28 protein-coding genes and 1 tRNA gene are annotated in these 26744 nt (G+C 70.3%); 17 read left to right on the top strand and 12 right to left on the bottom strand.

The window, feature by feature from the left end:
- Position 1 precedes the first annotated feature (1 nt).
- Positions 2-1555 (top strand): class III poly(R)-hydroxyalkanoic acid synthase subunit PhaC, encoded by a 1554-nt coding sequence (gene phaC / locus LCY71_RS08085; RefSeq protein ID WP_225335851.1) that lies wholly within the window; start codon positions 2-4, stop codon positions 1553-1555.
- Positions 1556-1672: 117 nt separating this feature from the next.
- Entirely contained in the window at positions 1673-2131 is a 459-nt protein-coding gene (locus LCY71_RS08090; RefSeq protein WP_225335852.1) for a TIGR00725 family protein, read from the top strand.
- A gap of 38 nt (positions 2132-2169) precedes the next feature.
- Here LCY71_RS08090 and LCY71_RS08095 read toward each other — a convergent pair whose 3' ends face one another.
- Both LCY71_RS08095 and LCY71_RS08100 read right to left on the bottom strand, forming a co-directional pair.
- A complete protein-coding gene (locus LCY71_RS08095) occupies positions 2170-3729 on the bottom strand; it encodes a glutamate-cysteine ligase family protein (RefSeq protein ID WP_225335853.1) in 1560 nt (519 codons plus the stop codon).
- A 37-nt stretch (positions 3730-3766) separates the two neighbouring features.
- Positions 3767-4141: a universal stress protein gene (locus LCY71_RS08100; protein ID WP_225335854.1), complete on the bottom strand. Its 375-nt coding sequence runs from the start codon at positions 4139-4141 to the stop codon at positions 3767-3769.
- A 126-nt stretch (positions 4142-4267) separates the two neighbouring features.
- Here LCY71_RS08100 and LCY71_RS08105 point away from each other — a divergent pair, with 126 nt between their 5' ends.
- Positions 4268-5005: a ribonuclease H-like domain-containing protein gene (locus LCY71_RS08105; protein WP_225335855.1), complete on the top strand. Its 738-nt coding sequence runs from the start codon at positions 4268-4270 to the stop codon at positions 5003-5005.
- Between the two features lie 209 nt (positions 5006-5214).
- Here LCY71_RS08105 and LCY71_RS08110 read toward each other — a convergent pair whose 3' ends face one another.
- A complete protein-coding gene (locus LCY71_RS08110) occupies positions 5215-5853 on the bottom strand; it encodes a rhomboid family intramembrane serine protease (RefSeq protein WP_225335856.1) in 639 nt (212 codons plus the stop codon).
- 96 nt (positions 5854-5949) lie between these two features.
- Between LCY71_RS08110 and LCY71_RS08115 the strand changes: the two genes are divergently transcribed.
- Both LCY71_RS08115 and LCY71_RS08120 read left to right on the top strand, forming a co-directional pair.
- On the top strand, positions 5950-6240 hold the full coding sequence (locus LCY71_RS08115) for a hypothetical protein (RefSeq protein WP_225335857.1): 291 nt from the start codon (positions 5950-5952) through the stop codon (positions 6238-6240).
- On the top strand, positions 6237-6671 hold the full coding sequence (locus tag LCY71_RS08120; protein WP_225335858.1) for a GIY-YIG nuclease family protein: 435 nt from the start codon (positions 6237-6239) through the stop codon (positions 6669-6671). Before LCY71_RS08115 ends, LCY71_RS08120 begins: the two co-directional genes overlap by 4 nt.
- A gap of 87 nt (positions 6672-6758) precedes the next feature.
- On the opposite strand, the gene LCY71_RS08125 is transcribed toward LCY71_RS08120, so the two are convergent.
- The 3 genes from LCY71_RS08125 to leuS form a co-directional block, all read right to left on the bottom strand.
- Positions 6759-7208, bottom strand: coding sequence for an acyl-CoA thioesterase (locus LCY71_RS08125; RefSeq protein ID WP_225335859.1), 450 nt, complete (start codon positions 7206-7208; stop codon positions 6759-6761).
- 293 nt (positions 7209-7501) lie between these two features.
- Positions 7502-7777 carry a hypothetical protein gene (locus tag LCY71_RS08130; protein WP_225332660.1) on the bottom strand — a complete coding sequence of 92 codons (276 nt, stop codon included), beginning with the start codon at positions 7775-7777 and terminating at the stop codon, positions 7502-7504.
- Positions 7778-7868: 91 nt separating this feature from the next.
- Positions 7869-10571 (bottom strand): leucine--tRNA ligase, encoded by a 2703-nt coding sequence (leuS, locus tag LCY71_RS08135; RefSeq protein ID WP_225332661.1) that lies wholly within the window; start codon positions 10569-10571, stop codon positions 7869-7871.
- A gap of 94 nt (positions 10572-10665) precedes the next feature.
- Here leuS and LCY71_RS08140 point away from each other — a divergent pair, with 94 nt between their 5' ends.
- The 4 genes from LCY71_RS08140 to LCY71_RS08155 all read left to right on the top strand — a co-directional run bounded on the left by LCY71_RS08140 (position 10666) and on the right by LCY71_RS08155 (position 14753).
- Entirely contained in the window at positions 10666-11712 is a 1047-nt protein-coding gene (locus tag LCY71_RS08140) for a phytoene/squalene synthase family protein (protein WP_225332662.1), read from the top strand.
- Positions 11713-11800: 88 nt separating this feature from the next.
- Positions 11801-13135, top strand: a complete 1335-nt coding sequence (locus tag LCY71_RS08145) for an MFS transporter (protein ID WP_225332663.1) — start codon at positions 11801-11803, stop codon at positions 13133-13135.
- Positions 13136-13230: 95 nt separating this feature from the next.
- Positions 13231-13470: a hypothetical protein gene (locus LCY71_RS08150; RefSeq protein WP_225332664.1), complete on the top strand. Its 240-nt coding sequence runs from the start codon at positions 13231-13233 to the stop codon at positions 13468-13470.
- 137 nt (positions 13471-13607) lie between these two features.
- The gene (locus LCY71_RS08155; protein WP_225332665.1) at positions 13608-14753 is read left to right on the top strand and encodes a Vms1/Ankzf1 family peptidyl-tRNA hydrolase; all 1146 of its coding nucleotides are present in this window, start codon (positions 13608-13610) and stop codon (positions 14751-14753) included.
- Positions 14754-14811: 58 nt separating this feature from the next.
- Here the strand turns inward: LCY71_RS08155 and LCY71_RS08160 are convergent, their stop codons facing one another.
- On the bottom strand, positions 14812-15627 hold the full coding sequence (locus LCY71_RS08160) for an aldo/keto reductase (protein WP_225332666.1): 816 nt from the start codon (positions 15625-15627) through the stop codon (positions 14812-14814).
- Positions 15628-15904: 277 nt separating this feature from the next.
- Here LCY71_RS08160 and LCY71_RS08165 point away from each other — a divergent pair, with 277 nt between their 5' ends.
- A complete protein-coding gene (locus LCY71_RS08165) occupies positions 15905-16177 on the top strand; it encodes an AbrB/MazE/SpoVT family DNA-binding domain-containing protein (RefSeq protein WP_225332667.1) in 273 nt (90 codons plus the stop codon).
- Positions 16174-16650 (top strand): type II toxin-antitoxin system VapC family toxin, encoded by a 477-nt coding sequence (locus LCY71_RS08170; RefSeq protein WP_225332668.1) that lies wholly within the window; start codon positions 16174-16176, stop codon positions 16648-16650. Before LCY71_RS08165 ends, LCY71_RS08170 begins: the two co-directional genes overlap by 4 nt.
- Before the next feature lie 21 nt (positions 16651-16671).
- Here LCY71_RS08170 and LCY71_RS08175 read toward each other — a convergent pair whose 3' ends face one another.
- Complete coding sequence (locus LCY71_RS08175) at positions 16672-17508, bottom strand: NAD-dependent epimerase/dehydratase family protein (RefSeq protein WP_225332669.1); 837 nt, start codon at positions 17506-17508, stop codon at positions 16672-16674.
- A 123-nt stretch (positions 17509-17631) separates the two neighbouring features.
- Between LCY71_RS08175 and LCY71_RS08180 the strand changes: the two genes are divergently transcribed.
- Positions 17632-18285 (top strand): ERCC4 domain-containing protein, encoded by a 654-nt coding sequence (locus LCY71_RS08180; RefSeq protein WP_225332670.1) that lies wholly within the window; start codon positions 17632-17634, stop codon positions 18283-18285.
- A gap of 38 nt (positions 18286-18323) precedes the next feature.
- On the opposite strand, the gene LCY71_RS08185 is transcribed toward LCY71_RS08180, so the two are convergent.
- Together LCY71_RS08185 and LCY71_RS08190 are read right to left on the bottom strand one after the other, a co-directional pair.
- Complete coding sequence (locus LCY71_RS08185; protein WP_225332671.1) at positions 18324-18899, bottom strand: hypothetical protein; 576 nt, start codon at positions 18897-18899, stop codon at positions 18324-18326.
- A gap of 163 nt (positions 18900-19062) precedes the next feature.
- A tRNA-Gln gene (locus LCY71_RS08190) sits at positions 19063-19135 on the bottom strand.
- Positions 19136-19343: 208 nt separating this feature from the next.
- Between LCY71_RS08190 and LCY71_RS08195 the strand changes: the two genes are divergently transcribed.
- From LCY71_RS08195 to LCY71_RS08210, 4 genes are all read left to right on the top strand, one after another.
- Positions 19344-19793 (top strand): hypothetical protein, encoded by a 450-nt coding sequence (locus LCY71_RS08195; protein ID WP_225332672.1) that lies wholly within the window; start codon positions 19344-19346, stop codon positions 19791-19793.
- Positions 19794-19860: 67 nt separating this feature from the next.
- Positions 19861-20466: an IMP cyclohydrolase gene (locus tag LCY71_RS08200; RefSeq protein ID WP_225332673.1), complete on the top strand. Its 606-nt coding sequence runs from the start codon at positions 19861-19863 to the stop codon at positions 20464-20466.
- Positions 20467-20657: 191 nt separating this feature from the next.
- Positions 20658-20840, top strand: coding sequence for a hypothetical protein (locus LCY71_RS08205; RefSeq protein ID WP_225332674.1), 183 nt, complete (start codon positions 20658-20660; stop codon positions 20838-20840).
- 218 nt (positions 20841-21058) lie between these two features.
- Positions 21059-21754 (top strand): metallophosphoesterase family protein, encoded by a 696-nt coding sequence (locus LCY71_RS08210; protein WP_225332675.1) that lies wholly within the window; start codon positions 21059-21061, stop codon positions 21752-21754.
- Between the two features lie 56 nt (positions 21755-21810).
- Here LCY71_RS08210 and LCY71_RS08215 read toward each other — a convergent pair whose 3' ends face one another.
- Complete coding sequence (locus LCY71_RS08215; protein ID WP_225332676.1) at positions 21811-22989, bottom strand: aspartate kinase; 1179 nt, start codon at positions 22987-22989, stop codon at positions 21811-21813.
- A gap of 184 nt (positions 22990-23173) precedes the next feature.
- On the opposite strand from LCY71_RS08215, the gene LCY71_RS08220 reads away from it, so the two are divergent.
- Positions 23174-23593, top strand: a complete 420-nt coding sequence (locus tag LCY71_RS08220) for a hypothetical protein (protein ID WP_225332677.1) — start codon at positions 23174-23176, stop codon at positions 23591-23593.
- Positions 23594-23665: 72 nt separating this feature from the next.
- On the opposite strand, the gene LCY71_RS08225 is transcribed toward LCY71_RS08220, so the two are convergent.
- A complete protein-coding gene (locus tag LCY71_RS08225; RefSeq protein ID WP_225332678.1) occupies positions 23666-26599 on the bottom strand; it encodes an MEDS domain-containing protein in 2934 nt (977 codons plus the stop codon).
- Positions 26600-26744 lie beyond the last annotated feature (145 nt).

The following is a 26744-nucleotide window of genomic DNA, read 5'->3' on the forward strand; positions in this document are numbered from 1 at the left end:
CATGGCGTCCGATCCCGTCAACCCGATCACGGCCGCGCTGGACCTCCAGCGCAAGACCCTCGAGTCGATGACCGAGGGCGTCGAGGCCGCCGCCGCCGCCCCCGAGCGGTTCGCACGCATGCAGGAGGTCGACGTCGGCCAGACGCCCAGCGAGGTCGTCTACGAGGAGAACAAGCTGGAGCTGCTGCACTACGACGCCGAGGCCGCCGGCATCGACGTGCCCGAGGAGGAACGGGAGGAGGTCCCGATCCTCATCGTGTACGCGCTGATCAACAAGCCGTACATCCTCGACCTCCAGCCCGACCGCTCCGTGGTCCGGCGGCTGCTGGAGGCCGGCCACGACGTGTACCTCATCGACTGGAACGAGCCCTCGCGGCTCGACCAGCACCTCGGGCTCGACGACTACGTCAACCGCTACATCGAGAACTGCGTCGACGAGATCCGCGAGCGCTCCGGACGGGACGCCATCAACCTGCTGGGCTACTGCATGGGCGGCACCATGTCGGTCATGTACGCGGCTCTCCACCCCGAGAAGGTCAACGCCCTCGGCCTGATGGCCGCCGGGCTGTGCTTCGACCAGACCGGCGGCGTCCTGGAGGACTGGGGCTCCAGCGAGTACTACGAGCCCGAGGACGTCACCGAGACGTTCGGCAACGTCCCCGCGGAGATGCTCGACGTCGGGTTCGCGCTGATGGATCCGATCGACAACTACGTCTCCAAGTACGTCCGCCTCGCCGAGAACCTGGAGAACGAGGACTTCGTCGAGAACTTCGGCCGCATGGAGCAGTGGCTCTCTGAGGGCGTCGACGTCGCCGGCGCCGCCTACGAGGAGTTCCTGCACAAGATCTACCAGGAGAACGAGCTCTACCGGAACGTCCTCCAGATCGGCGGCGAGCGCGTCGACCTCGACGACGTCGACATGCCGATCCTCCAGCTGATGGGCGAGTACGACCACCTCGTCCCGCCGGCGGCCAGCAAGCCGTTCAACGACGTCGTCGGCAGCGACGACGTCACCACCAGGGAGTTCTCCACGGGCCACATCGGTCTCTCGGTGTCCTCCTCGACCCACGAGAGCCTCTGGCCCGAGGTCGGCGAGTGGTACTCCGAGCGCAACCGCCGCGCTCTCGAGGACGACGCGGGCGACGAGACCGACGCCGCCGAGGTCGGTGTGGAGCCCACCGACGGCGGCACTGCCGACGCCGGGTCCGCGGTCGACGCCGACGACGGGAACTCGGGTGCCGGCGACCCGGACGCCGACGAGTCGATCGACCCGGACGCCGTCTCCATCGACGTCGAGGACCCCGAGCAGGCGGCCGCCGAGGCCGTCAACCGGGCCGTCGACGACGCGGCCAGCGCCGAGGACGACGTCGCCGTCGAGGTGGAGGCGGACGTCGAGACGGTCCAGGGCATCGGCCCGACCTACGCCGAGCGCCTCCGCGAGGCCGGCGTCGAGACCGTCGCCGACCTCGCCGACCGCCCGGCGAGCGACCTCGCCGAGATCGCGGGCACCAGCGAGGCCCGCGCCGAGGACTGGCTCGATCAGGTCCGGGACTGATCGACGGGCATCACCGGTTCCGATTTTCTGCACACGTGGGACGCGATAGCGGTGCGTCCGCGATTGACGGGGCACGCGGACGGCCGCCTTTAGGACCCCGCGCGCTCAGGCCCGGACATGCGCGTGTCAGTCATCGGCGGGAGTAGCGTCACCGACGAGCAGTACGCGGACGCCCGGGAAGTGGGGCGCTTGCTGGGCGAGCGCGGCCACGAGGTGGTCTGCGGCGGCCGGACGGGCGTGATGACGGCGGTCTGCGAGGGCGCGAAGGCGGCCGGCGGCCACACCATCGGCATCCTCCCGGACGAGAGCCGCGCGACGGCCAACGAACACGTCGACACGCCGATCGTGACGGGACTGGGCAACGCCCGGAACGTCCTCGTCGTCATGAACGGCGACGCCGTCGTCGCGGTGGACGGCGGCACGGGTACCCTCTCCGAACTGGGCCACGCGCTGGACATGGGCCGGCCCGTCGCCGGCCTGGACACGCACCGAATCGAGGGCGTCCCCGGCGTCGAGCACGTCGAGACGCCCGCGGAGGCGGTCGAGTACGTCGAGAAGGCGGCGTCAGTCAACTAGACCCCCTACGTCAACAGTAGATCGCGGCCCGGCCGCCGTCACCCCAACCAGTCCACGAAGCTCCCGTCGATCAACGTCTCGGACTGTCGCTGGACGTACCGGGACTGCATGCCCCAGATGGCCTCGGCGAGCGGGACGCCCTCGTCGACCTGGTCGCGGACGACGTTGTGCTTCCAGCGGGCGGGCGTCAGCCGGCGGTCGACGCGCTCGCGCAGCGGGCGGACGTAGTCGCGGGCGCGCTCCGTGGTGAGGCCGTGGGTCTCCAGGCCCTCGCGGGCGAGCTCGAAGAGTTCGCCGTAGATCTCGTCGGTCGCGCTCGTGTGGGTCCCGTCGACGGTGATCCACTCGAGGTCGGCCCGCAGGCCGTCTTCCGTGGCCGCGTAGAAGTTCTCCTTCGCCGTCTCCCACTCCAGCGAGCGGACGGGGTGCTCGACGGTGGGCATGGCCTCCAGCAGGCCGGCGAAGACGGCCTGGAAGGCGACGGCGTCGCCGACGGTGGGCTGGCCGGGCAGCGGGCGGAACTCGATGCGAGCGTTGGCGGCCGAGCGGGAGGCGCCGTCGAAGACGGGCCGGATCCACCGCCAGTAGGAGCCGTGCTTGTGGCGGTAGTGGGCGAAGTCGTCGTCGAAGCGGGTACCCGTCGGCACTTCCATCGGGACGATGGTGTGGTCGGCGACGACGTCGTCGATGGCCGCCTCGGCGGTCTCGAAGTCAGGCGGGAAGCGCACCTTCACGGCCGGGTCGTCGTCCGGCGCGACCTCGTTCGTCACGTCGCGGGCGTCCCGATCCGCGGGGTTCAGCACCGACTCGAAGACGCCGACGCGGTGCTCCATGTGGGCGTCGTCGACGATCTCGCGGTCGGGCGCGTCGTCGTAGAGGTCCGGCGGGAAGAAGGGGGAGTTGACCCCGAGCGCCAGCAGCGGTCCGGCGATCCGCAGCGCGTAGCGGAAGTACTCGGGCAGGTCCGGCGCGTGGGGGATCTGGTAGTGGGGCTGGATCGACGTGATGAGGCTCTCGGGCATCACCGTCTCGGCCTGCAGCGAGACGTGTGGGGCGTCCAGTCGGTTGCCCGCCGGGTAGTCCGTGTTGGCCATCGCGTGGTAGCGGACCGAGTCGGACATGTTGGTCGCGATGCGGACGCCGTCCTGCTCGACGCTGTCACAGAGGTACTCGCCGGCCGTCTCGCCGTTGGGCGGCACCGTCCACATGCCGTCCGAGACCAGCCGGATGTCCTCCCGCTGGATGGTCCGCTCGTTGGCCGGCGAGAGGTTGGCCTGTAGCTCCGAGAGCTGCGCCTGCAGCCCGTAGGCGTTCAGCGGTTGCGGGCTGGTCTGCATCTCCGCGTTGTGCAGGCCCAGTTCCTTCTCGAAGCCGATCAGGTCCAGCAGGCGCCGGGGCACCCGGCGCAGGGCGTCGGTCCTGTCGTCGACGGCGTACAGCTCGAACTCGAGACCGACGATGGCCTGCGTGTTGTCGAAGGTTCCCTCGCGGACCTCCTCCTTGAGTCGCTCGGCCTCCTCGGCGGCCTGCGACTGGAACTCCTCACGGTCGACGGTCAGCGCGTCAGCGACGCGACTGGCCAGTTCCGACGCCGACATGGTCGCGGATTCGCCGTCCGCACTCAAAAGCGTGGGGTCAGCGGCCCGGCACGGGAACGACTATCACCGGCCGATCCAGGTCGGAAAGCAGCGCCCGCGCGGTCGATCCGACGCCCTCGCTCTCCTCCGTCCCGCGGTTGGCACCGATCACCACCGCGTCCGGATCGCGCTCCTCGACGGCCGCCAGCAGTTCTTCGGTTGGGTCGCCGTCGCGCACGTCGATCTCGGGCGCCGCGGCGGCGAGCCGCGAGCGGGCGACGTTGGCGGCGTCGTCTGCATCCCTGTTCGGCACGTCGGCCTCGCGAACGCCGACGACCGCCACGCCGTCGTCCGGATCGAGCCGCCCCTGGAGGTAGTCGGCGGCCGCGGCGGTGACGTGGACCGACGAGGTAGCGACGAGGTAGTGCGTCACGGGCGCGAGTCCGGACCGTACCGGAAAACCCGTTTCGAGCGCGGCGAATGCTGCGGGATCTCTGGCTGGCGCTCCGGAGGGCGCCGACCGACTCATTTATGTCCGGTGACCGCCGCAACCCGTAGCGTGCGCGTCGAGAACAGCTTCATTCCGGTCCGGGGCGTCGGCGAGAAGACGGAGCGGTCCCTGTGGGAGGCGGGCGTCACCCACTGGGACGACTTCCGCCCGGACCCGGTGGGCGAGACGACCGCCGAACGCATCCAGTCGTTCATCGACGAGGGGTACGACCGACTGGCCGACGGCGACGTGACCTACTTCGATCAGGCGTTCCCGAACAGCGAGCAGTGGCGGCTCTACGACACCTTCTCCGAGGACGCCTGCTTCTTCGACATCGAGACGACCGGGCTGGACCACCACCGGGACAGCGTGACGACCGTGAGCTTCCACCAGGGCGGCGAGACGGAGACGCTGGTCCAGGGCGACGACCTCAGCGCCGAGTCGCTGCGGGCGACGCTGGGCGAGGCCGACCTGCTGGTGACGTTCAACGGCAAGCGCTTCGACGTCCCCTTCCTCGAGGAGTCGTTCGGCGTCGACCTCGACTGCCCGCACCTGGACCTGATGTACACCTGCAAGAAGCTGGACCTCTCCGGCGGGCTCAAGGAGATCGAGCAGTCGATCGGGATCGAGCGGGACCGGCCCGACATCTCGGGCCGGGACGCCGTGCGCCTCTGGCGCGAGCACGAGCGGGGCGTCGACGGGTCGCTGGAGACGCTGATCGAGTACAACCGCGAGGACGCCGTCAACCTCCGGACGCTGGCCGACGAGGTGACGGCGGCGCTGGACGAGCGCGTGTTCGTCGGCTGATTCGGACTGTCGTCGGTCAGTGCCGGTACGACTGCCCGACGCCAGGCTGTCGAACCGATCCACAGCGACGCCGGTCCGAATCACCCCTCCGTTTCGGGTGGAAACCGACGCCGTCGGAGCGGCATCGACCACTGGACGCTGGCGGGCGGAGCGACAACGGCGCTGCGACCCCCTCGTTTCGGGTGGAGGCCGCTCGAAACAGCGCCCCGTCAGACCGGGCCGGCCCGGCGGCGGACCGCCGCCGGTCGCAGGACGTGGATCCGACCGGCCAGCATGCCGAGCAGGAAGCCGGAGAAGTGGGCGACCAGCGCCGCCCGCGGGCTGGCGGTGGCGAGTGTGACCGCCACGGCGACGCCGGCCAGCAGCGCCACCTGGGGGCGCGGCCCCAGCGACACGCCGCCGAGGACCTCCTCCGTCACGCCGTTGCTCGCCAGCAGGTAGCCGAACAGCGCGAACACAGCGCCGCTGGCGCCGAGGACGCTCACGCGGGCGTGCATCCCGGGGACGAACGGACCCAGCGTCGCCGAGACGGACACCTGTGCGAGGCCCGCCAGCGCACCGCTCGCGAGGAAGAAGGCGTGGAAGCGCGTCGACGTGGTCCGCCGCTCCAGCAGCAGGCCCGCCAGCGCCAGGCCAGCGGCGTTGGCCACGAGGTGCGAGGGCGAACTGTGGGCGTAGACGGCCGTCACGACCGTCCACGGGCGGACCGTGACGGGCGCCGACAGGGTGAACAGCGACCGGGCCGCGGGCGGGCCGGCGACGAGCGTCACGACCTGCTGGAACGCGAACACGACGACGAGGACGACCAGCGTCGTCACCGTCGGGCTGTCGGCGAGGCGACGACCCATACCGGAACGTGGTCCCGAGACGACAAGAAAGGTCGGGTCAGCCGCGGATGCGGTCGATCCGCAACGCCTACCTGAGCCCTCGCCCAGCCGTCGCACATGAGCTTCGAGGACGCCGTCGCCGACGCGTTCGCGGACGCCAGCGCCGACGACGAGACAGCCGAAGCCGCCGCCGAGCGCATCGCCGCCTTCCGCGAGGACTGCGAGGTCGACCTGCCCGCCGAGGACGTCGCCGACCGCATCGACGCTGCTCCCTACGACGACTTCGCGCACGCCTGCGACTGGCTGGTGGGCCACCTCGCCGCCGGCGTCGACGGCTGCACCGACTCCCGCGAGTACCGCCTGGCGGGCTTCGGCGAACTGGCCGCCGACCCCGAGCAGGGCGCGTGAGCGACGGCGGCACCTACACACTCCTGATCGAGCGGACCGCCGGCGACTCCCTGTCGGTCGGCGCGCTCGGCGAAATCGAGTTCCCCGCCGGCTGGTACGCCTACACCGGGAGCGCCCTCGGTCCGGGCGGCTTCTCGCGGATCGACCGCCACGAGCGCGTCGCCGCGGGCGAGCACGACGCCCGCCACTGGCACGTCGACTACCTGCTGGGCGACCCGGACAGCCGCCTCAACGGCGTCGTCCGGTCGCCCGGCGCCGACGCGGAGTGCACCGTCGCGCGGGCCGTCGACGGCGACGCGATTCCCGAGTTCGGCTGCTCGGACTGCGACTGCGACTCGCACCTCGCGTACCAAGCGGACCGCGCGGCGCTGGTGGAGTCCGTGGAGCGAGCGCACCGCGAGACCACGAGCGAAGCGAGTGGTCTCGGTTAGAGCGAGCGGGAGTGACCGACGGGAACGACACGCGAGCCGCGAGGCCGAGCGCTAGCGAGGCTTCGGAACGAGCGAGCGGCAGGAACGCTAGCGGCCGCGCTTCTCGTCGGCGTCGGCCAGCGCCGCGTCACGGAGCTCCTCCTCTTCGGCCGTCTCGACTTCGAGGTCGGGGACCTCGGTGGGGTCGCCGTCCTCCAGCGCGACGAAGGTGAAGTGGGCGTCGGTAGTCGGTTCGCTCTCGCCGGTCAGCGGGTCCTCGCGCGCGGCGCGGACCCGGACCTTGACGCTCGAGCGGCCGTGGCCGTAGACGTAGGCCTCGATGAGCGCGTTCCCGCCGATCGGAATGGGTCGCTTGAAGTCCAGGCCGTTCATCCCGGCGGTGACGCAGGCCGCGCCGGCGAAGCGCATCGCCGACATGGCGCCGATCTCGTCCATCCACTTCATCACGATGCCGCCGTGGGCGGACTCGTAGTTGTTGGCGTGGTTGGGCTGGACGCGATGGCGGTTCTCGATGTGGGTCTCGGAGAGCGTCGGCATGGTCGGTCTTGGGCCGAGCCGCGAAAAAAGTCGTCGGCGGCCTGACCCGCCACGAGTGACTCGGGTCCTCGCTGAACGCGTCCGGACTCTGCGGGCCCCGTCTGTCCACGTACTGGATAGCCGTCCTATCCGTGGATATCCAGCGTGTCCGGGGGGAGGATCGCTTGCCCCTCCCGTCCCGCTCTCCACGCTGACCGCTTCAGAGGGGCCGCGAAGCGTCCCCTGCTGGGATCGAATCCACGGTAACCGGCCGAACTGCCGCCTGCGGAGAAAAATCGAGTGCGCGCGGTCAGTCAGGCCTCGATCCGTTCGACGCCGGGCTCGACCTCCTCGGTCTGGAGCTCCGTGTCCTCGTCGTCGCTTCCGCCGCGGAACTTCTTGACCGCGACGCCGACCGCGGCGACGACGACCAGCACGGCCAGGAGCTTCGGCAGGCGGCTCTTCAGTCCGCTGGACGAGTCGGACGACTGCTCCTGCTGCTGGGAGTCGGACTTCGACGTGGACTGCTTGCCGCTGCCGGTACTGAACGGGAGGTTGTCGACGTGGACCTCGAAGAGGGTAACGTCCATACGTGACGTGTCGGCCCGCACGGACTTATAGGTCAGTGCCGAGAGGGGTCGTCCCCGTCGACGACGGCGTGCCCGTCCGGCGTCGGCGCCGTCACTCGACCTGGATCGCTGGCCTGCCGGGGCGGGCCTCGCTGGCGACCTCGTCGTCCTCGGCCCGGCGGACGGTCACGTCGGCGTCGAACTCGTCGGCCACCAGCCAGGCGGCCTCCTCCAGCACCGCGAGTTCCCGGTCGCCGTCGAGGACGGGCGCCAGCTCCGCCCCGCGCTCCCGGAGGTCGGCGGCGTAGTCGGCCGCGGCGTCGGTGTCGGGGACGCCCTCGTCGCCCAGCACGGCCTCGACGACGGTGCCCTCGGACGCGTGGCGGCTCGCGGGTCCTTCGTCCCCGCTCGCCCGTTCCGATACCGCCCGCCGGGCGGCCTCGTACGCGTCGTACTGCCACGCCGGCGCGACGGCGAGGTCGATCGCCTCGGGGTCGTCGATGCCGGCCACGTCGACGATGTCGCGGACGTCGTCGAGCGTCCGGCGGACGAGGTCCCGTTCGAGCCGGTAGTCGCCGATGTCCTGCAGCGGCGTCGGCCAGTCGGCGGCGGCCATCAGCCCCTCGCCGTCGAGGGACTGCCACAGCTCCTCGCCGAGGTAGGGCACGACGGGGGCCAGCAGCTTCGCCAGGGCGCGCAGCCCGCGCGAGTAGGCGTAGCGGTAGGGCGTCTCGTACTCGCGGTAGCGCCGCAGCAGGCGGACGAACCGCTGGAGCTCCCCCACCACCTGGTGGAAGCGGAAGCGGTCGTACTCGTCGGTGACGGCGGCGATGGTGCGGTCGATCTCCCGCTCCAGATAGGCGTCGTGGGGACGGCTCTCTAGGCGGGCCTCGCCGGGGTCGAAGCCGGTGACGAGGCCGTACACCTCCTGCTGGAACTCGTAGGCGCCGGAGACGTCCTCGGCGGTCCACTCGAAGTCCTGCCGCGGATGCGCGGCCGAGAGGACGAACAGCCGCGTGGTCTCGGCGCCGTACTCGTGAGGCGCGACGTCGTTGCCCGCGGACTTGGACATCTTCTCGCCGCCGTGGAGGACGGTGCCCTGGTTGACCAGCCGCTCGACGGGTTCGCGGTGCTCGAGCAGGCCGAGGTCGGCGAGAGCGCGGGCGAAGAAGCGGATGTACAGCAGGTGGAGGACGGCGTGTTCCTCGCCGCCGACGTAGACGTCCACGGGGAGCCACTCGTCGGCCCGCTCGGCGTCGAAGGGGGCGGAGTCGAGGTCCGGCGAGAGGAAGCGCAGGAAGTACCACGAGGAGTCGACGAAGGTGTCCATCGTGTCCGTCTCGCGCTCGGCCGGGCCGCCACAGTCCGGGCACGTCGTCTCGACGAACGCCTCGTTCTCCTCGAGGGGATTGCCCGTCGTCTGGACGTACTCGGGCAGTTCGACGGGGAGGTCGTCGTGTGGGACGGGGACGCGGCCGCACTCCTCGCAGTGGACCATCGGGATGGGCGTCCCCCAGTAGCGCTGGCGGGAGACGAGCCAGTCCCGCAGGCGGTAGGTGGTCGCCGCCGCGACGGCCTCGTGGTCGAGCAGACGCTCGCGCGCGTCAGCGGTCTCCTGTCCCTCGTACTCGCCGCCGACGGTGAGCACGCCCTCGCCGGTGTAGGGGAGGGCGGAGCCGTCGCCTTCCGTCGGCTCGACGACCGACTCGACCGGCAGGTCCTGCGCATCGGCGAAGGCGTGGTCGCGCTCGTTGTGCGCGGGCACGCCCATCACCGCGCCGGTGCCCACGTCGTCCAGCACGTAGGCGGCGACGTAGACGGGCACGTCTTCGCCGGTCAGGGGGTTCTCCGCGCGCAGGCCGGTGTCGACGCCGGACATGCCGGCCTCCTCGCTGGCGCCCTCGACGTAGGCGGCGACGGCCTCGTCCTCGGGGGCGGCCCGCTCGGCCAGGTCGTGGCCGGGGGAGACGGCGACGTACGTCGCGCCGAACACCGTGTCGGGCCGCGCGGTGAACACGTCGAGGTCGCCGTAGCCATCGACGGCGAAGGTCACCTCGGCCCCCTCCTCGCGGCCGATCCAGTCGCGCTGGGTCTCACGGACGCCTTCGGGCCACTCGTCGAGGCCGTCCAGTGCGTCCGTCAGCTCTGCGGCGTACTCGGTGATCTTCAGGAACCACTGGTCGCGCTCGCGACGCTCGACGGGCGTCTCACAGCGCCAGCAGACGCCGCGGTGGGCGTGGTCGTCGGCCGCTGTCGCGCCGCTCTCGGCGCTTCCCTCGCCGGCCGCCGGCGAGACGCGCTCCCGGACCTGCGCGTCGGCCAGCACCGTCTCGCAGGAGGGACACCAGTTGACCGCCGCCGACTCGTAGGCGACCAGCCCCGCCTCGTGGAGGCGGGTGAACAGCCACTGGTTCCAGCGGTAGTACTCGGGGTCGCAGGTCGTTATCTCGCGGGACCAGTCGTACCCGAAACCCATCTCCTCCAGCTCTTCGCGCATGCCGGCGATGCAGGCGCGCGTCCAGGACTCGGGGTCGGTGTCGCGCTCCTCGGCGGCGTTCTCCGCGGGCAGGCCGAAGGCGTCCCACCCCATCGGGTGGAGCACGTCGTCGCCCCGCATCCGCCGGTAGCGCGCGTAAGCGTCGGTGATAGCGTAGTTCCGGACGTGGCCCATGTGGAGGGCCCCGGAGGTGTAGGGGAACATTCCCAGAACGTAGGTCGGGTCCGACGCACTGTCGGGGCACTCGTAGACCCCCTCCCGTTCCCAGACGTGCTGCCAGTACTCGCGGACCCGCGCGTGGTCGTACCGCTCCGACATAGGTGAACCGTCGGCGCGCGAGCACATCACTGTTCGGCCGTGCGCCGAGTCCATTGGGACGAGCTTTTTGTTCGCCGGACCGAATGAGTGTTTCATGAGCGAACTGCCGCCCGGGCGAACCCGGGACGCGGACCGCGAGTGGGCCTTCGAGACGGTCCCCTCCGTCTCCCGGACGTTCACCCTGACCATCGACCTGCTCGCGGAGCCGATGGCCACCTGGACCTGTGCCGGATATCTCCTCTGTCGCGCCGCGGACACCATCGAGGACGAGTCGTCGATCCCGCCCCGTCGGCGCGCCGAGCTGCTGGAGACGCTCGACGCGGCGATGGATCCGGACGATCCCACCGAGGTCGCGGAGTTCGCGGACGCCGCCGAGGCGGAGCGACCGGCTGACGCCGGCGCGGACTGGGAGACCGTCGACGAGGTCGAGCGCACGATGCGGCTGTACCGCTCGTTCGACGAACCTGTCCGCGACACGATGCGGTCGGTGGTCCGCGAGATGGCGACCGGGATGGCCGACGTGCTCCGGCGCCACGCGGACCACGGCGGCCTGCGGCTGAAGACCGTCGACGAACTGGAGGAGTACTGCTGGTACGTCGCCGGCACCGTGGGCGAGCTGTTCACCGGGCTGCGGGCCCACCGCGAGAGCGACGCCGACCGGCCGGACCCCGAGGACGCCCGCGCCTTCGCCATGCTCCTCCAGCAGGTCAACGTCGCCAAGGACGTCCGCGCCGACTGGGCCGAGGAGAACAACGTCTACCTCCCGGGCGAGTGGCTGGCCGAGGAGGGCCTCGACCACGAGGACGTCGCCGACCCCGAGGCGGCGCCCGGCGTGGCCCGGGTCGTCGAGCGCGTCGTCGACCGCGCGTCGGGCTACGCCGACGGCGCGCGCCGGTACCTGCGGAGCATTCCCCGGGACGACGCGGGCGCGCTGCCGGCCATGGGGCTCCCGTACCTCCTGGCGCTGGGGACCATCCGCGAACTGCGGAACCGCACGCTCGACGCCGTCGAGCAGCCCGACGCCGTGAAGCTCTCCCGCAGCGAGGTCGAGGCGCTGTTCTCCGAGGTCAGCGGCGGGATCACCCAGGGCGAGGTCGACCACCTCGCCGCGGCCGTCCAGTCTGGTCCCTACGAGGGGTAGGGCCCGTCCCTGCCACGAGGCGGTGCCCGGTCCGCCGGCGGAGGCCCGAACGGTCAAGGCGACGGCCGGCGTACCGCCGGCAATTGCCATGGCGACCGAAACGGGAGCCGACGGCGAGGCGGAACCCGGCGCGCTGGACACCTTCAGGCAGTTCCTCTCGCTGGAGCCGGACGTGCTGGTGCTCTCGCTGGCGATGTTCGCCTTCAGCCTCGGGTTCCAGATGACCAGTCGCTACCTCCCGGAGTACATGGCCGCCCTGGGAGCGACGCCGTTCGTCATCGGCATCTACGGCACCGTGGGCAACGTCGTCAGCGCCGTGTATCCCTACCCGGGCGGCGCCGTCTCCGACCGCGTGGGCTCGCGGTACGCGCTGACCGTCTTCGGCCTGCTGTCGACGCTGGGCTTTCTGGTGTGGCTCGTCGCGCCGCTGGTCGGTCCGATCGACCTCGGCGCCGTCGTCCTCGAACCGTGGGTCTGGATCTTCGTCGGCCTCCTGCTGGCCCAGGCCTGGAAGTCCTTTGGCCTCGGCGCCACCTTCGCCATCGTCAAGCAGGCCGTCCCGGACGACCGGCTGGCTCGTGGGTTCGCCAGCACGGAGACGTTCCGCCGGACGGCGTTCCTGATCGGTCCCGTCGGCGCTGCCGGCCTGCTCTTCCTCGCCGGCGGCGAGATCCGGCCGGGCTTCCTGTACGTCCTCGGCGTCGCCGTCGCCTTCGGCGCCGTCGCCACGGTCGCCCAGCACGTCCTCTACGACGCCAGCGAGGACACCGTCGGCAAGGCGTTCGAGGGCGTCGACCAGATCCTGCGGGACCTCCGGGGCCTGCCCGCCGAGCTCCGGCCGCTGCTGGTCGGCGACACGCTGGTGCGCTTCGCCAACGGCATGGTGTACACCTTCTTCGTCCTCGTCGTCACGCGCTTCCTCGAAGTCGACGCGACGATCGCGGGCTACTACCTCAGTCCGGAGGTGTTCTTCGGCGTCCTGCTCGGCGTCGAGATGGTCGTCGCCCTGCTGGTGATGGCCCCCGCCGCCGCGCTGGCCGAGCGGGTCGGCCTCGTGCCCGTCGTCGGGGCCGGCTTCGCCGTCTACGCCGTCTTCCCCGTCCTGCTCATCTTCACCCCGCAGTTCGCCCCCGCGAACGCCCTCGTCGTCGCGGCGCTCTTCGCCTTCTCCGGCCTGCGCTTCGCCGGCCTGCCCTCGCACAAGGCCCTGATCGTCGGTCCCGCCGAGCGCGACACCGGCGGCCGCGTCACCGGCGCCTACTACCTCCTGCGGAACGCGGTCGTGATCCCTTCGGCCGCCTTGGGCGGCGCGCTGTGGGACTTCGTCAGCCCCGAGGTGGCCTTCTCCGTCGCCACTGTCATCGGCCTGCTCGGGACGGGGTACTTCCTCGTCTTCGGCAGAGAGTTCGAGGCGTACGCCTAGAAGAGGGCCACTTCCCACTCTCTCCGTACCGCCGACACCACGGCAGACAGGAGTGACGGCTGAACGCATTTACGCCCGCACACTGATACTCCGACGTGGCGAAAACGATCCGCGTTTCAGACGGATACTACGCGTGGCTGAAGGCCCACAACAGGGAGGACGAGACGATGTTCGAGACGCTCCGCCGCCTCACTCGCGAACCCGCGCCAGACGAGCGGTCAGGAACTCTCTCTTCGGACGAGATAGACGCAGCCCGGACGGCTTCGGAGCAGTTCGGTGGCCGGGACGTAGAGCGGTTCGAACGAGCCCGCGGGGCCTTCGAGGATGATCCGTGATCCGTCGTACAATCTGAACGGGGGAAACGCGACTGCGAACGCGGAGGACCTTGCGCCCGCAAGCCTACCACTCACCCCGATTGGGCGATTACAGCGGCTAACCACGGCGACACCGAGCCGTCGGGGTAGATTCTCACATGGCCACGGACTACGCGTTCACCCAGCGGGTCGAGGAGCTAGCCGAGTACCGGGCGGGCGACGACCACCTGCTGACGCTCGCGGTCCCGCCCGATGAGCCCGTGGGGGCGACGCTGGAGCACGTCGAGGAGGACGCCGCCGAGGCGGAGTATCTCGACTCCGGGTCGACCGACGAGGCCCGTCGCCGAGCGCTGGAGCGGGCGCGCCACCTCCTCCACGACTACGAGGAGTCGGGCACGCCGGAGCACGGCCTCGTGGCCTACGTGGGCGTCGTCGACGGCGACCTCGTGGAGGAGACCTTCGACGACCTCCCGTCGCCGGTCGACGAGGCCGAGTTCGTGAGCGACAACGAGTTCGACACCGGGCCGCTGGAGCGGACGACCGGCGAGTCCCGGCACTACGGCCTGCTGGTCGTCGAACGCGGCGGCGCGGCGCTGGGCTACCTCGACGGCGACGCCGTCGAGCACGTCGAGACCGTCGAGAGCCAGGTGATGGGCAAGACGAACGCCGGCGGCCAGTCCGCCCAGCGCTTCGAGCGCGAGCGCCGCCGCCAGAAGGAGGAGTTCTTCGACGAGGTCGGCGAGGAGGTCGGGCGGGAGTTCCTCGACGGGCGAAGCGGAGCTGACGAGGCGCGGGGCGATGCGGCGGAGTCCGGCGACGGGGACGGGGACGGACTCCCCATCGACGGCCTCCTCGTGGGCGGCACGACGGTCACCGTCGACGACTTCCTGGACGGCGACCACCTCGACTACCGCTTGGGGGACGCGGTCGCCGGCCAGTACGCCGTCGAGTACGCCAGCGAGCGCGGGCTCCACCAGCTGGTCGAGCGCGCCAGGGACGAACTCGAGGCCGCCGAGGGCCGCCCCGCTCGCGACGCGCTGGACGACTTTTTCAGCGCGCTCGAAGACGACGGCGAGCCCGTCGCTTACGGTCCGGAGGAGACCTGCGAGGCGCTGGAGTACGGCGCCGTCGACACGGTGCTGGTCTCCGAGACGCTCCCCGCCGAGGACGTCCGCGAGTACGAACAGGCCGCCGAGGAGGAGGGCGGCGACCTCGTCGTGATCCCCACCGGGTTCGACCGCGGTGCGCGGTTCGAGTCGGCGTTCGGCGGCGTCGGCGCGCTGCTCCGGTTCAAGATCAAGTAACATCGCCCGCGGTACGACGCGGCGGCCGGCGACGACAGATTCCGACCGTAGCGCGTCGCTACAGCCCGAGCGCGTCGGCGAGTCGGTCGACGAGCCCGCCGCGGCGCTCGAACAGTCGGTGCATCTCGTCGGCGCTCAGCTCGAAGTCGAACACGTCGAAGTTCTCGCGGACGTGCTCGGGACGCGAGGACATCGGGATGGCCGATACCATCGGCTGCTGGAGCAGCCACCGGAGGGCGACCTGCGCCGGAGTCTTGCCGTGGCGCTCGCCGACGTCGGCGAGGGCCTCGTCGTCCAGCAGGCCGCCCACCCCCAGCGGGCTGTAGGCGGTCAGCATCACGTCGTTCTCGACGCAGTAGGCCAGCAGGTCGTCCTGCCGATGCCGGACGTGGTACTCGACCTGGTTGGTGAGGATCGGGGCCTCGGAGAGGTCCTCGGCCTCGCGGGTCTGCTCGACGGAGAAGTTCGAGACGCCGACGTGCCGGACGAGGCCGTCGTCGCGCAGGTCGTTCATGGCGTTCAGCGTCTCCTCGTGGGAGACGCGGTCGTTCGGCGAGTGGATCAGCAGGAGGTCGACGTACTCGGTGCCGAGCCGATCCAGGCTCGCGCGCGTCGACTCGCGGACGCGCTCCCGACTCCGGTTGCCGTTGTCCAGCTTCGTGGTGACGAACACGTCCTCGCGGTCGACGTCGCTGTCGGCGAGGGCGTCCCCGACGGCGCTCTCGCTGCCGTACATCTGCGCCGTGTCGACGTGGCGGTAGCCGACCTCCAGCGCGGTCGAGACGGCTCGGTACCGCTCCTCGTCGGTGTCCATCCGCGCCGTGCCAAACCCGAGCGCGGGCACCTCGACGTCCTTCACGGTCACGTACTCCATGCCCGCTGTACGGGCGAGTCACTGGAAAGTGTTCGGCAGACAGCGGTAAGCCACGTCAGGGAACGCCGTCCGTTGGGGTCGACGGACGGGCGTCGCGAGTGCGTCGTCAGGAGCGGGGCCGACAACGTCGTCCGGGAGTTCTGAGCCGTGTCGCCGCAGGCCCTGACCGCTCTAACCTGAAAGTGTCCTGTCTGATCAGGCGTTCCCGGCACGAGCCGTTCGCCGTCCGGGCAGGAACATACTTTTCAAGTAATACTAGAAACGTATTACTAGACCGATGCCGCGAGTCACCAGCAAGGGGCAGGTCACCATCCCCAAGGAGATCCGCGAGGAACTCGGCATCGACCCGGGAGACGAGGTCGCTTTCGAGCCGACTGACGGGGGGTACGAGATCCGAAAGCGAGCGCCGACGACCGAGGACGGCGAGGACCCCTTCGAAGCGTATCGCGGGAGCGCCGAGAGCGACGAGTCGATGCCCGAGCGGATGCGCCGTCTCCGGGGCGAGTATCCTCGAACGGTGTCCGACGCTGAGACGGAGGACGACGCGTGATCACGGCGGTCGATACGAACGCGCTGCTGGCGCTTCTCTACGACGACGAACACGCCGACGCCAGCGAGCGCGCCCTGCGCGAGGCCTATCGCGAGGGCCGCCTCGTCGTCGCGCCGATCGTCTACGCCGAACTCGCAGCCGACGGTCGTTTCGAGGGCGTCGACGAACTCGACCGGTTCCTGGCGGATTTAAGCATCGCAGTCGCGGACCCCTCTGAAGCGGCGCTCTTCCGGGCCGGCGAGGCGTTCAGACGGTGCGTCGACCGCCGGCCGGACGGCCTGCAGTGTCCCGCCTGCGGGAGTGAGCGGGCAGTAGAGTGCGAGGACTGCGGCGAATCGCTCGCGCCCCGCCAGCACGTCGTGGCCGATTTCGCGATCGGCGGCCACGCGAGCGTCGACGCCGACGCTCTGGTGAGCTTCGACGAGGCGTTTTACGAGACGTACTTCCCGTCACTGGCGGTGTACCCGAGCTGATCAGCCGCACGTGGCGTGCGCTCACTCCGGCGGCGCGTCCCACTCGTCGCCGCTGTCCTGCGGTTCGTAGCCGATGGTCTCGCGTGCGTGTTCGAGGTCGTCAAGCCACCGGCCGTCGTTGGCGCTGAGGCCGTAGAAGTGGCCCCACTCCACCGAGTCGTCCCGTAGACAGCAGTCCACCATGTGCGCCAGGTCGCGCCGGGACTGCCAGTGGCCCTTCATGCGGGCGACCTGCTCCTCGTAGGCGTCGCTCCCGCGCTCCCAGTCGCCGCGGTCGACGCCGCGCTCGGCGTCGCCGTAGGGGTGGTCGTACTCCGGATCCCGGACCGCGCCGATGCGCAGCGCGTAGAACCGGATTCCGTGGGATTCCGCGGCGAGGCGGCCGAGGTCCTCGCCGTAGGTCTTGGTCAGGCCGTACTGGGAGTCCGGTCGGTGCGGCTCGTCGTGGCCGGCGTAGGGTTCGTCGTCGAAGTAGATCCCGGGCGCGTTGCGGGCCTCGACCATGCCGACGGCGTGGTTCGACGAGGCGAAGACGATCGAGTCCAGTCCCGCGTCGACGGCGGCCTCGGTGACGTTGTGGAGCGCTTCGAGGTTGTCCGCGAGGGGTTCGGACCAGCCCAGCGAGCGGTCGTCCAAGCCGCCGGTGCCCGGGACGATGGCGAGGTGGATCACCGCGTCCTGCCCCTCGAAGTGCGGCCGGATCGCGTCGTAGTCCCGGACGTCTGCGACGACGGACTCGCCGGGGCCGTCGCCCGCCTCGACGTCGAGCAGGGTGAACTCGTAGCGGTCGTCGTCGCTCAGATGGTCCGTGATGGCGGTTCCGACGGTGCCGTGCGCTCCGGTGACGAGGACGTCCATACCGTTCCGCGGGGCGTCTACGGCTTAGGTCTGCTGCCCGGGTGAGCGCGGGCCGGTTCACACTGCCTGCCCGCTCGGACCCGACGTAGCCGTTTTGCCCGCCGAGCCCCTAGCCGGGCTGAAATGTCGGTCGCAGTGACCGCCGACGACCGAGAGCCGGGGGGACTCGTCGCGGTGCTTCGGGACCACTCCGACGTGGAGTCCGTCGAGGTCCGTCGGCTGGATTCGGGCGACGTCGTCTCCGGGTCAGTCGCCGTCGAGCGCAAGACGCCCGACGACTATCTCCGGTCGGCGCTGGGCCGCCGCGGATCGGACCTGGAGGCGCAGGTCCGGGCGATGAACGAGGCCTACGAGCACGCGTACGTCCTGATCGAGGGGGACCTCGCCGACGTCGAGGCGCGCTGGCCGGACGTCCCCGGCGCCGCCGTGCGGGGCTCGCTCGCGTCCATCACTGCTCGCCTGGGCGCGCCCGTCGTCCCCTGCGGCGACCGTGCCCGCCTCGTCGACGTGGCGGTCCGCCTGGTCCGCAAGCACACCGAGTCGCCCTCCACGCGGTCGCTCCCGCCCGGCGCGGTGCCCGGCCGGGACGAGCCCACGGCCAAGCGGATGTACGGCTGCATCGACGGGGTCGGACCGGAGACGGCGGCGCGGCTCTACGAGGCGTTCCCGACCGTCGAGTCCCTCCTCTCGGCCTCCCGCGACGACCTGGAGGCCGTCGACGGCGTCGGTCCTGGGCGGGCCGCGGCCATCGACGACGCCCTCCGGAGGGACGGCTGAGGCGACCGTCGCCCCGCCGGACGGCGCTCGCGTCGCGATCAGTCCCGGCGCTCGTCGGCGTCCTCCGCGAGGTAGACGTCGGCCTGCGGGTGCTGGTCGGGGTTCTGCTTGATGTACCCCGCGTCGTCCGCCTCCGCGATGGCGCCGGCCGCCTCGTCCCGGTCGACCCGCCCGAGCACCTGAATCATCTTCGTGAGCGTGTCCTTCGGGATGCCGATCCCCTGTCCGCCCTCCTGGAGGTCGTCGAGGTACTCCGGCGCCACGTCGCGGAAGAACCGGAGGTACCGGACCGGATCGGTTTCCCCGCCGAGTTCCGCGTGCCACGCCGCCGGGTACTGACTGATCCGGTCGCCCTCCAGCTCGTAGAAGTGATCGGTGTCCACCCAGTCCTCCTCGGCCGTGAGCTGTCCCCTGACGTCCCCGAGGAAGCCCTCGACGTCGAGCCGGTAGTCCGGCCTGTCGTCCATCGTCCTGGCGTACTCCTCGACCGCGGCCAGCGGCACCCCGGGCCGATCCTGGTGGTACCGCTCGAAGACGGTCAGCATGTCCCTGACGGACATCGCCTCGCCCTCGTGGACGATCACGTCCACTGCGTCGCTGTCGATCTCGACCATGTCTGTCGTAGGGTCGTCGCGGGGAAAAACACGGTTGCGAGGTCGCTGTGACCTACTTGCTGGGTGGATACGAACCCGCTCGTGGACACGGGTCGGCGCAGACGCTGCTGGACAATCGACGGGAAGCGACGGATGGAACTCACGGGTTCGTTCGTCGCAAAAATAGTCCCACCAGGATTCGAACCTGGGTCGAAGCCCCCAGAAGGCTTCAGGATTGGCCGCTACCCCATGGGACTGCGCGCATCGAACGGTAGAGGGTGGATGTTTGTAAGCGTTGCGCGATGGAGTTCTGCATGCCAGTAACTGACACCCACGGTTAACGACGGGTGCCGCGGGCACTCCGTCCGGAGAAACGCCGGCCTATCACCGCCGCGCAGCGGGTACGACGGCCCTAGAGCGGTGAACGGACGCCGGAGCCATCCGTCTGCGGGACGAGGGGGGCACATGGCAATCGGATCGGCGGTCGCGCAGGCAGCGAACGGCCGCCGGCCGGCGTGGACACGGGGCATCCTCGCCGGCGCGCTCGCGGCGATCCCGGCGGGCGTCCTGCTGGGGGCGGTCGGGCCGCGCGGCGTCGCAGTTCCGGGCGTGACCGGCACCGCCGGGACCCTCGCGGGCTGGGTCGCCGCCCTCGTCCTCGGCGCGGCCGGCGGCGCGGTCTTCGGCGTCTTGGCCGAGCGCGCCGGCGGGTACGCGGACGCACTGCGCGCGCGTGTGATTCTGGGAATCACCTACGGAACGGCGCTGTGGTTCCTGCTGGAGCACGCGGTGCCGCTGGCCGCCGCTGCGACGGACTCCGGTGGCCTCGGACGACCGCGACTGGACGCGTTCCCGCTGGCGGTCCTGCTGGTCTACGGCGTCGTGCTGGCGCTGGCGACGCGACTGCCGGAGTGATGCCGTCGGCCGGCACCGCGGGGCGGGAATCGACACCTACTTTCGACGGACGGGCGCACTGCCGCGCATGTACGTCGGACGATTCGTCGTCGTCGGTCCTGAGGTGGGCGCCTACCGCGTCTCCTCGCGCTCGTTCCCCAACCGGAAAGCCGTCGACCGCGACGGGACGGTCACCATCGCACAGACCGAGGACGCACCGGCGACGGACAACCCCTACGTCGAGTACAACGCCGTGCAGGTCACCGACCGCGGCGTCGTGGTGGGCAACGGCTCCCACGTCGACCCCATCGCCGAGAAGCTGGCGCTGGGCCTGCCCGCGCGCGACGCCCTGGCCGAGCCGCTGCTGGCGATGGACTTCGAGAAGGACGACTACGACACGCCCCGCGTCGCGGGCGTCGTCGGCGTCCCGGGCGACGACCCCACCACGAACGCCCACGGCCGCGGGGGCGTCATCGGCACGGTCCGCCGGGACGCGCTGCTGGTCGAGGAGGTCACCGAGCCGACGCTGGTCGCCACCTACGAGGAGGACAGCCCGACGCCGTTCGACCTCGCCGCGACGGACGCCGGGGCGGCAGCGGAGGAGGCCTACGAACACGAGTTCGAGCACGCGGTCTGCTCGGCCGGCGTGGCCGTCGACGACGACGGCGCGACGACGGCCATCTACAACGGGTAATCGGGCGCGAACTGCGGTTTCCGACTCCCGCGGGAGCCCGGTGCCGCCCGTTCGCCGACAGGCTCGCGGTGCTCGCCTCTCGAGCCCGTACTCGCTGCGCTCGCGCGGACGCCGGCCGTTCCGGAAATTTAGCGAACGGTTCGGCGTGACAAACTTTATCATTATAGATAACGAAGGTCGTGTCGAGTACCATGGGCATCCTTGACACGGTAGAACGATGGTTCGCCCCGCCCGTCGTCGAGCGGACCGCGTACCGGTGTGCCGACTGCGGGAAGCGGGCCGGCGCGGAGGCCGACCTCTGTGCGGACTGCGCCGGCGAGGTCACGGCGGTCCAGGAGCCGGTCGCCTGCGCCTACTGGGGACCGCATCAGTGAGACTGGGCCGGGACCCGGTGGGCTCGACGGCGAGTGGCGACGCCTATCGTAGAAATTGAAACTATTTACACATCGGGGGGCACCCAGAGGTGCCCCTCGAGTGTGCCATCGCATTCAATTTCTACTATAGCTCGACGATCGGCCTAGCTGTCACTCTACTGTCCCGTACCGGCGGCTTTGCAGTTCGATTAAGTCCCGTGGGGTGGTAGCTCCGGGCAATGCGACTGGGCCTCATCTCCGACGTCCACGGGAACAGGGTCGCGCTGGAGGCCGTCCTGACGGACGTGCCGCCGGTCGACGGGCTGCTCTGTGCGGGCGACGTGGTCGGGTACAACCCATGGCACGCCGAGTGCGTCGAGGCGATCCGACACCCGGGCGAGGGCCTCGTGGCGGAGCACGTCGCTGTCGACTCGATCCCGACCGTCGAGGGGAACCACGACCGCGCGGTGGCGACGGGCCACGCGCCCCACTTCAACCATATGGCGACGGCCGGCGTCGAGCAGGCGCGCGAGCAGCTCGACGGGGACCAGCTCGCGTGGCTCGACGACCTCCCGACCGAACTGACCGCTGCTGGCGGACGCGTGAAGGTCGTCCACGGCCACCCCGACGATCCGGACCACTACACCCGGCCCCACGAGTTCGGCCCCGACCTCCTGGACGACGAGGACGTCCTCGTGATGGGCCACACCCACGTCCAGCACCACGAGGTCTACGACGAGGGGATCGTCGTCAACCCCGGTAGCGTCGGTCAGCCCCGCGACGGCGATCCGGAGGCCGCCTACGCCGTCCTCGATCTGAACGAGATGACCGTCGAGGAGCGCCGCGTCGACTACGACGTCGACGCCGTCATCGCGGCCGTCGAGGAGGCCGGGCTGCCGCGCCAGATCGGGTTCCGGCTGCTCGAGGGGCGGTAGTCCCGGCAGTAGAGCGGGAAGCGAGAGCGAAAACGGAACGCGGGCGACCGGTCTTCTCAGAAGACGTCCTGGACCAGTTCCAGCGCCTGTTCGCGGTCCTCCCAGGGGACGAACACGGAGACGGAGGTCGCGGAGGTGATGACGTCGTAGAGGTGGATGTGAGCGTCCTCCAGCGGGTCGACGACGCGCTTGACCATGCTGGGCTGGTTGGGCATCTCGCTGCCGGTCGCCCGGACGACGGCGATGTCCTCCTCGACGGTGACCGACGAGAGGGTGTCGTCCTCGACGATCCGGTCGTGGAGGATGGCCTCGGCCGCCTCGGCGTCCTCCGCGTCGACGTAGAAGGTCAGCGAGTCCATGCCGGAGGAGTTGCCGCTGATGTTGATCCCCTCGTCGGCCAGCGCGCCCGACAGTTCCGCGAGGATGCCGGGACTGTTGCGGATCGCGCGACCGGCGACCGTGACGCAGGCCAGCGCGTTCTCCTGGAGGTCGATGAGGTTCTCGAACTCGCCCTGAATGGAGGTGCCGCCGGCCAGGAGGTCGCCGTGCTGGTAGTGGACGACCCGGACCCCGAGGTCGGCGTCCTTGTACGACAGCGCCGAGGGCGCGACGACCTCTGCGCCGCGGAAGGACAGCGAGCGCAGTTCGTCGACGGTGATCTCGCCGACGTTCCGGGCACCCTCGACGACGCGCGGGTCGCCCGTCATGACGCCCTCGACGTCGGTCACGATGACGACGTCGTCGGCGTCCATGTACTTGCCGAGCATGACGGCGGTGGTGTCGGAGCCGCCCCGGCCCAGCGTCGTCACGTTGCCCTGGTGGTCCTCCGCGAGGAAGCCGGTGATGACCGGCACGACGTCGGTGAGCTGGCCGGCCAGCGCCTTCGCCCGGCGGCTGGTCTCGTCGACGTCGACCTCGCCGTACTCGTCGGTGATGATCGGCCACTCTTCGCTGCCGGGCTCGAGGAACATCGCGTCGATCCCGCGGGCCGCCAGCGCGCCCTTGAGCATGCGGACGGAGGTCCGCTCGCCCATGCTGACGATCTCGGCGCGGTCGGCGTCGTCGGCCTCGTACTCGATCTCGTCGAGCAGCTCGTCCGTCGTGTTGCCCATCGCGCTCGCGACGACGGTCACCTCGTGGCCGTGCTCGACGGCTTCGGCGATGTTGTCCGCCGCCCGGTTGATCCGGTCGCCGTTGCCCAGGCTGGTCCCACCGAACTTCGCGACTACGCGCATGGCATCACCTGCCCCGTGCGTGCGTGAGTCATTACCCCCCGGTTGCCAGCCTGCCGGGATAACTGCTTTCATCTTTCACGCCGCGCTCCGGGAAACGTCACGGTACACCGGCAGCGGGAGCGGCGGGGCCCCGCGGATCGACGGCGGCACACGGTTTATTTAGCTCCGCGCCGAGAGTGCGGACATGGAAATTCGGGAGGCCGTCGAGGCGGACGCTGAGCGGATGGCGGAACTGGCCGACAGTCCCCCCGACGTGATGCGGAACCTCGTCCACGACCGCACGGTACGGATCGCGTACGAAGCGGTGGACGGCGACGAGGACGACGAGGACGTCGTCGGCCTCGTGAGCTTCGACGCGCGGGACAGCACCGTCCACGTCACGCAGATCGCCGGGACGCCCGAGGCCTGCCGGCGCCTGCTGGAGGAGCCCGTGGGCTTCGCCCGCCGCGAGGGAATGAGCGTCGAGGTCCTCCTCCCCGAGGGCGACGAGAGCGTCCAGACGGCCATCGAGGAGACCGGCTTCGAGGCGCGCGGGTCCGGGCCCCGGTTCGAGGGCCGGGAGACGACGCGCTACCGCCTCGAACCGGGCCGAGCCGAGCAGTAACTGTTCACCGGCGCGGTCGGTGCGTCCGCGGCGGCCGGCCGGCTTCGAGACGACCGCTGTTGCTCGGCCTCGTCACTCGTCTCGATCGCTCTCTGCGGGCAGCCTGACCGAGAACGTCGAGCCCTCACCTAGCTCTGAGTCGACCGAGATGCCGCCGCAGTGGTTCTCGGCGATCTCCTGGCACAGCGAGAGACCGATGCCGGTCCCCGTGTACTCGTCGTCGTGGTGTAACCGCTTGAACACCTCGAAGATGCGGTCGGCCTTCTCGGGGTCGATGCCGATGCCGTTGTCCGAGACGGCCAGCTCCCAGTAGTCGCCGCGCCGTTCGGCCGTGACTTCGACGCGGGGCCGATCGCTCTCGTTGTACTTGACGGCGTTCGCCACGAGGTTGCTGAACAGTTGCTCCAGTTGCTCCGCGTCGCCGCGCACCCTGGGAAGGGAGTCGACGACGACGTCGGCGTCGTTCTCCTCGATGCGGACCTGCAGGTCGTCGGTGACCCGGTCGAGGACGGCCTCGCAGTCGACGGGCTCGAACTCGCCGCCGGCCTGCTCGACGCGCGAGTACGCCAGCAGGTCCTCGACCATCGCGCGCATGCGGTCGGCGCCGTCGACCGCGAAGTCGACGTACTCGCGGGCCGTCCCGTCGAGGTCGTCGCCGTACTCGGACTCCAGCAGCTGGAGGTAGCTGGAGACCATCCGCAGCGGCTCCTGCAGGTCGTGGGAGGCGGCGTAGGCGAACTGCTTGAGCCGGTCGTTGGACTGTTCCAGCCGTTCGATCGTCTCCTCGAGGTCGATCTCGTGTTCCCGCCGTTCGATCTCGTAGCTCACGCACTGACCCAGGAGGTCGAGAAACGCCTGCTCGGCGTCGGTGAAGCCGCCACGCGGCTCCGTGTCGGCGAAGCAGACGGTGCCGTGGACGTCGCCGCCGACGGTCACCTGCGTCCCGGCGTAGCACTGCAGGTCGAACTCGTCGTAGAGGGCGTCCCCGTCCCAGCCGGCCGCCCCGGCGTCGCCGACGCTGACCGACTCGCCCGTCTCGACGACGCGCCGGCAGTAGTTGTCCGTCAGCGGCGGGGTGCGCGTCCCCTCGTCGAGGTCGGGGTGGCTCCCGTGCATGTGCTGGATCTCGAACGCCCGCTCGCGCTCGCTGGTCAGCATCCCGACGGAGAGGTCCAGCCGTTCACAGCCCGCCTCCAGCAGCCGATCGATCTTCTCTCCCGTCCCGAGGTCGGGGTCGGCCGTGATCTCGTACAGTTCCCGCTGGGCATCGCCGTACTCCCGGCGTTCGAGCTCGTAACTGACCCACTGGCCGATCAGCTCGAGGAACGTCCGCTCGGTCTCGGAGAACGGCCGTTCGCGGGGCTCCGCGCTCCCGACCCACAGGGTGCCGTACGGCGTCGATCCGCTGGTCACCTTCGTGCCGAGGTAACAGCTTAGGCCGTGCTCCCGGTGGATCTCGTCGTCCTCCCAGTCCGTGCCGCGGACGTCGGCCATCCCGACCGGCCCGTCCGAGACGACTGCCTGCCGGCAGTAACACCCTTCGCCGGGGTCGGTCCACACGCCGTCCGACGCGTCGACCACCCCGTCGCCGTCGCCGTACCCGATGGCGTACTCGTTGCGGAACGCGCCGTCCCAGTCCGGCAAGTGGGTCAGTCCGGCCGCGTCGAGGCCCATCTGATCGCGGGCGAGGTCGAGCAGTCGGTGGAGCTTCTCCTCGAAGTCGAGCGCGGGGTCCGACGTGATCTCGTAGCAGTCGCGGATGAACTGCTCGCGCCGGCGGCGGTTGAGCTCGTAGCCGATCCACTGCCCCATCAGCTCGATGTACGCCCGATCCTGCTCGCAGAACTCCTGCTCGCAGGACTCATCGGGGACGAACGCGAGCGTCCGGTCGGCGCCGCCCGCGACCGGGACGTACGTCCCGATGTACCCGTCGACGCCGAACTCCTCGTAGACGAAGCAGTCGTCGTAACCCTCGTCGACGGGGCTCACGACGTCGACGGCCGCCTCGATGTCGACGGCCGCCTCGCAGTACGTCTCAGACAGCGGGAGCTCGTCGCCGACCTCGTAGTGGGGATGGTCGCCGCTTGCGTACTCGATCTCCAGGCGGTCGGCGGCGGGGTCGACGCGGTTCAGGAAGCCGAATCCGACGTCGAACTGCTCGCACCCGAGCTCGAACGTGGCGTCGAGCTTCTCATCGAAGGTGCGGTCCTGGCTGGCCGTGATCTCGTACAGCTCTCGGAGGAATCGCCTGTGGTCGGCCATCTCCGCTTTCGTCTCGGTCCGGTCGCGAAGCGTCCGGAGCATCCGATCGTTCTCGCGGGCGGGCGCGTCCCCGCCGAAGAACTCCTCCGGCGGCGTGTAGTAGACGTTGTGGCAGGCCGCGCCGTCGTAGATGAGGTGCGGGTGGGTCCGGACGACGTTCCGGACGACTTCCGGCTCGAACAGCTCGCGGTCGTACTGGCAGATCGCCAGCACGTCCTCGTGGTCGAACAGCTCGTTGATCTTCGACTCGTAGGCCATGAGTTGCTCGACCGTCGCGTCGGCGGTCTCGATCCAGGACATCTCGGCGACGAGGCGCAGCGCCTCGAACTCCCGGGTCGCCTCCTCAGTGGCGTCGGCGTAGAACTGGATCATCTCGTCGGCGTCGAACTCGCCGCCCCGGAGGTAGGTCTCCTGCACGCTGTAGAACGTCAGCGCTCCGGAGGCGAGCGCGTCGTCGACGTCGATGCCGGCCTCGCGCATCGCGGCTTTCACGTCGCTCTCGCTGCTCTGGTCGACGACGTACGCGACGCGTTCCCCGGCCTCGAGGCCGTGGCGGACGAACGGGACGGCGGCCTCGAACTTCTCCTCGGGCGTCTCGTAGATGTGCGCAAAGTGGTCGTTACAGTCGTGTCCGTCGACCGGTTCGACCGGACCCCGGAACTCGGACCCCATCTGGAGCGCCTCGAGCCCGCTTTCGAGGCCCAGCGCTTCGCGGTGGTCGCGCTGTCCAGCGGCTTGATTCATCGATCCCGGTTACTCTCCTGACACGGTTAAATCTGAGCCTCGTCGGCGATGGGACGTTCCGGTTCGGGCGACGGCCGATCGCGCGCCACCGCGCTGCTCCGGACCGTACGGGCAGTAGCCTTTTCTTCGCCGGCCGACAGCCCCG

This window comes from Halomicrobium urmianum (genome assembly GCF_020217425.1).
GTDB classification, from domain to species: Archaea; Halobacteriota; Halobacteria; order Halobacteriales; family Haloarculaceae; genus Halomicrobium; species Halomicrobium urmianum.

Bases quoted from the DNA above. Each gene is read 5' to 3' on its own strand.
- LCY71_RS08185 (WP_225332671.1), bottom strand. From the start codon at position 18,899: ATGGTCGAGATCGACAGCGACGCAGTGGACGTGATCGTCCACGAGGGC.
- LCY71_RS08215 (WP_225332676.1), bottom strand. From the start codon at position 22,989: ATGCGCGTAGTCGCGAAGTTCGGTGGGACCAGCCTGGGCAACGGCGAC.
- LCY71_RS08180 (WP_225332670.1), top strand. From the start codon at position 17,632: ATGTCGGTCGCAGTGACCGCCGACGACCGAGAGCCGGGGGGACTCGTC.
- LCY71_RS08095 (WP_225335853.1), bottom strand. From the start codon at position 3,729: ATGTCGGCGTCGGAACTGGCCAGTCGCGTCGCTGACGCGCTGACCGTC.
- LCY71_RS08175 (WP_225332669.1), bottom strand. From the start codon at position 17,508: ATGGACGTCCTCGTCACCGGAGCGCACGGCACCGTCGGAACCGCCATC.
- LCY71_RS08205 (WP_225332674.1), top strand. From the start codon at position 20,658: ATGGGCATCCTTGACACGGTAGAACGATGGTTCGCCCCGCCCGTCGTC.
- LCY71_RS08110 (WP_225335856.1), bottom strand. From the start codon at position 5,853: ATGGGTCGTCGCCTCGCCGACAGCCCGACGGTGACGACGCTGGTCGTC.
- LCY71_RS08160 (WP_225332666.1), bottom strand. From the start codon at position 15,627: ATGGAGTACGTGACCGTGAAGGACGTCGAGGTGCCCGCGCTCGGGTTT.
- LCY71_RS08155 (WP_225332665.1), top strand. From the start codon at position 13,608: ATGGCCACGGACTACGCGTTCACCCAGCGGGTCGAGGAGCTAGCCGAG.
- leuS (WP_225332661.1), bottom strand. From the start codon at position 10,571: ATGTCGGAGCGGTACGACCACGCGCGGGTCCGCGAGTACTGGCAGCAC.
- LCY71_RS08145 (WP_225332663.1), top strand. From the start codon at position 11,801: ATGGCGACCGAAACGGGAGCCGACGGCGAGGCGGAACCCGGCGCGCTG.
- LCY71_RS08130 (WP_225332660.1), bottom strand. From the start codon at position 7,777: ATGGACGTTACCCTCTTCGAGGTCCACGTCGACAACCTCCCGTTCAGT.
- LCY71_RS08200 (WP_225332673.1), top strand. From the start codon at position 19,861: ATGTACGTCGGACGATTCGTCGTCGTCGGTCCTGAGGTGGGCGCCTAC.
- LCY71_RS08090 (WP_225335852.1), top strand. From the start codon at position 1,673: ATGCGCGTGTCAGTCATCGGCGGGAGTAGCGTCACCGACGAGCAGTAC.
- phaC (WP_225335851.1), top strand. From the start codon at position 2: ATGGCGTCCGATCCCGTCAACCCGATCACGGCCGCGCTGGACCTCCAG.
- LCY71_RS08115 (WP_225335857.1), top strand. From the start codon at position 5,950: ATGAGCTTCGAGGACGCCGTCGCCGACGCGTTCGCGGACGCCAGCGCC.
- LCY71_RS08225 (WP_225332678.1), bottom strand. From the start codon at position 26,599: ATGAATCAAGCCGCTGGACAGCGCGACCACCGCGAAGCGCTGGGCCTC.
- LCY71_RS08140 (WP_225332662.1), top strand. From the start codon at position 10,666: ATGAGCGAACTGCCGCCCGGGCGAACCCGGGACGCGGACCGCGAGTGG.
- LCY71_RS08220 (WP_225332677.1), top strand. From the start codon at position 23,174: ATGGAAATTCGGGAGGCCGTCGAGGCGGACGCTGAGCGGATGGCGGAA.
- LCY71_RS08165 (WP_225332667.1), top strand. From the start codon at position 15,905: ATGCCGCGAGTCACCAGCAAGGGGCAGGTCACCATCCCCAAGGAGATC.
- LCY71_RS08195 (WP_225332672.1), top strand. From the start codon at position 19,344: ATGGCAATCGGATCGGCGGTCGCGCAGGCAGCGAACGGCCGCCGGCCG.
- LCY71_RS08210 (WP_225332675.1), top strand. From the start codon at position 21,059: ATGCGACTGGGCCTCATCTCCGACGTCCACGGGAACAGGGTCGCGCTG.
- LCY71_RS08125 (WP_225335859.1), bottom strand. From the start codon at position 7,208: ATGCCGACGCTCTCCGAGACCCACATCGAGAACCGCCATCGCGTCCAG.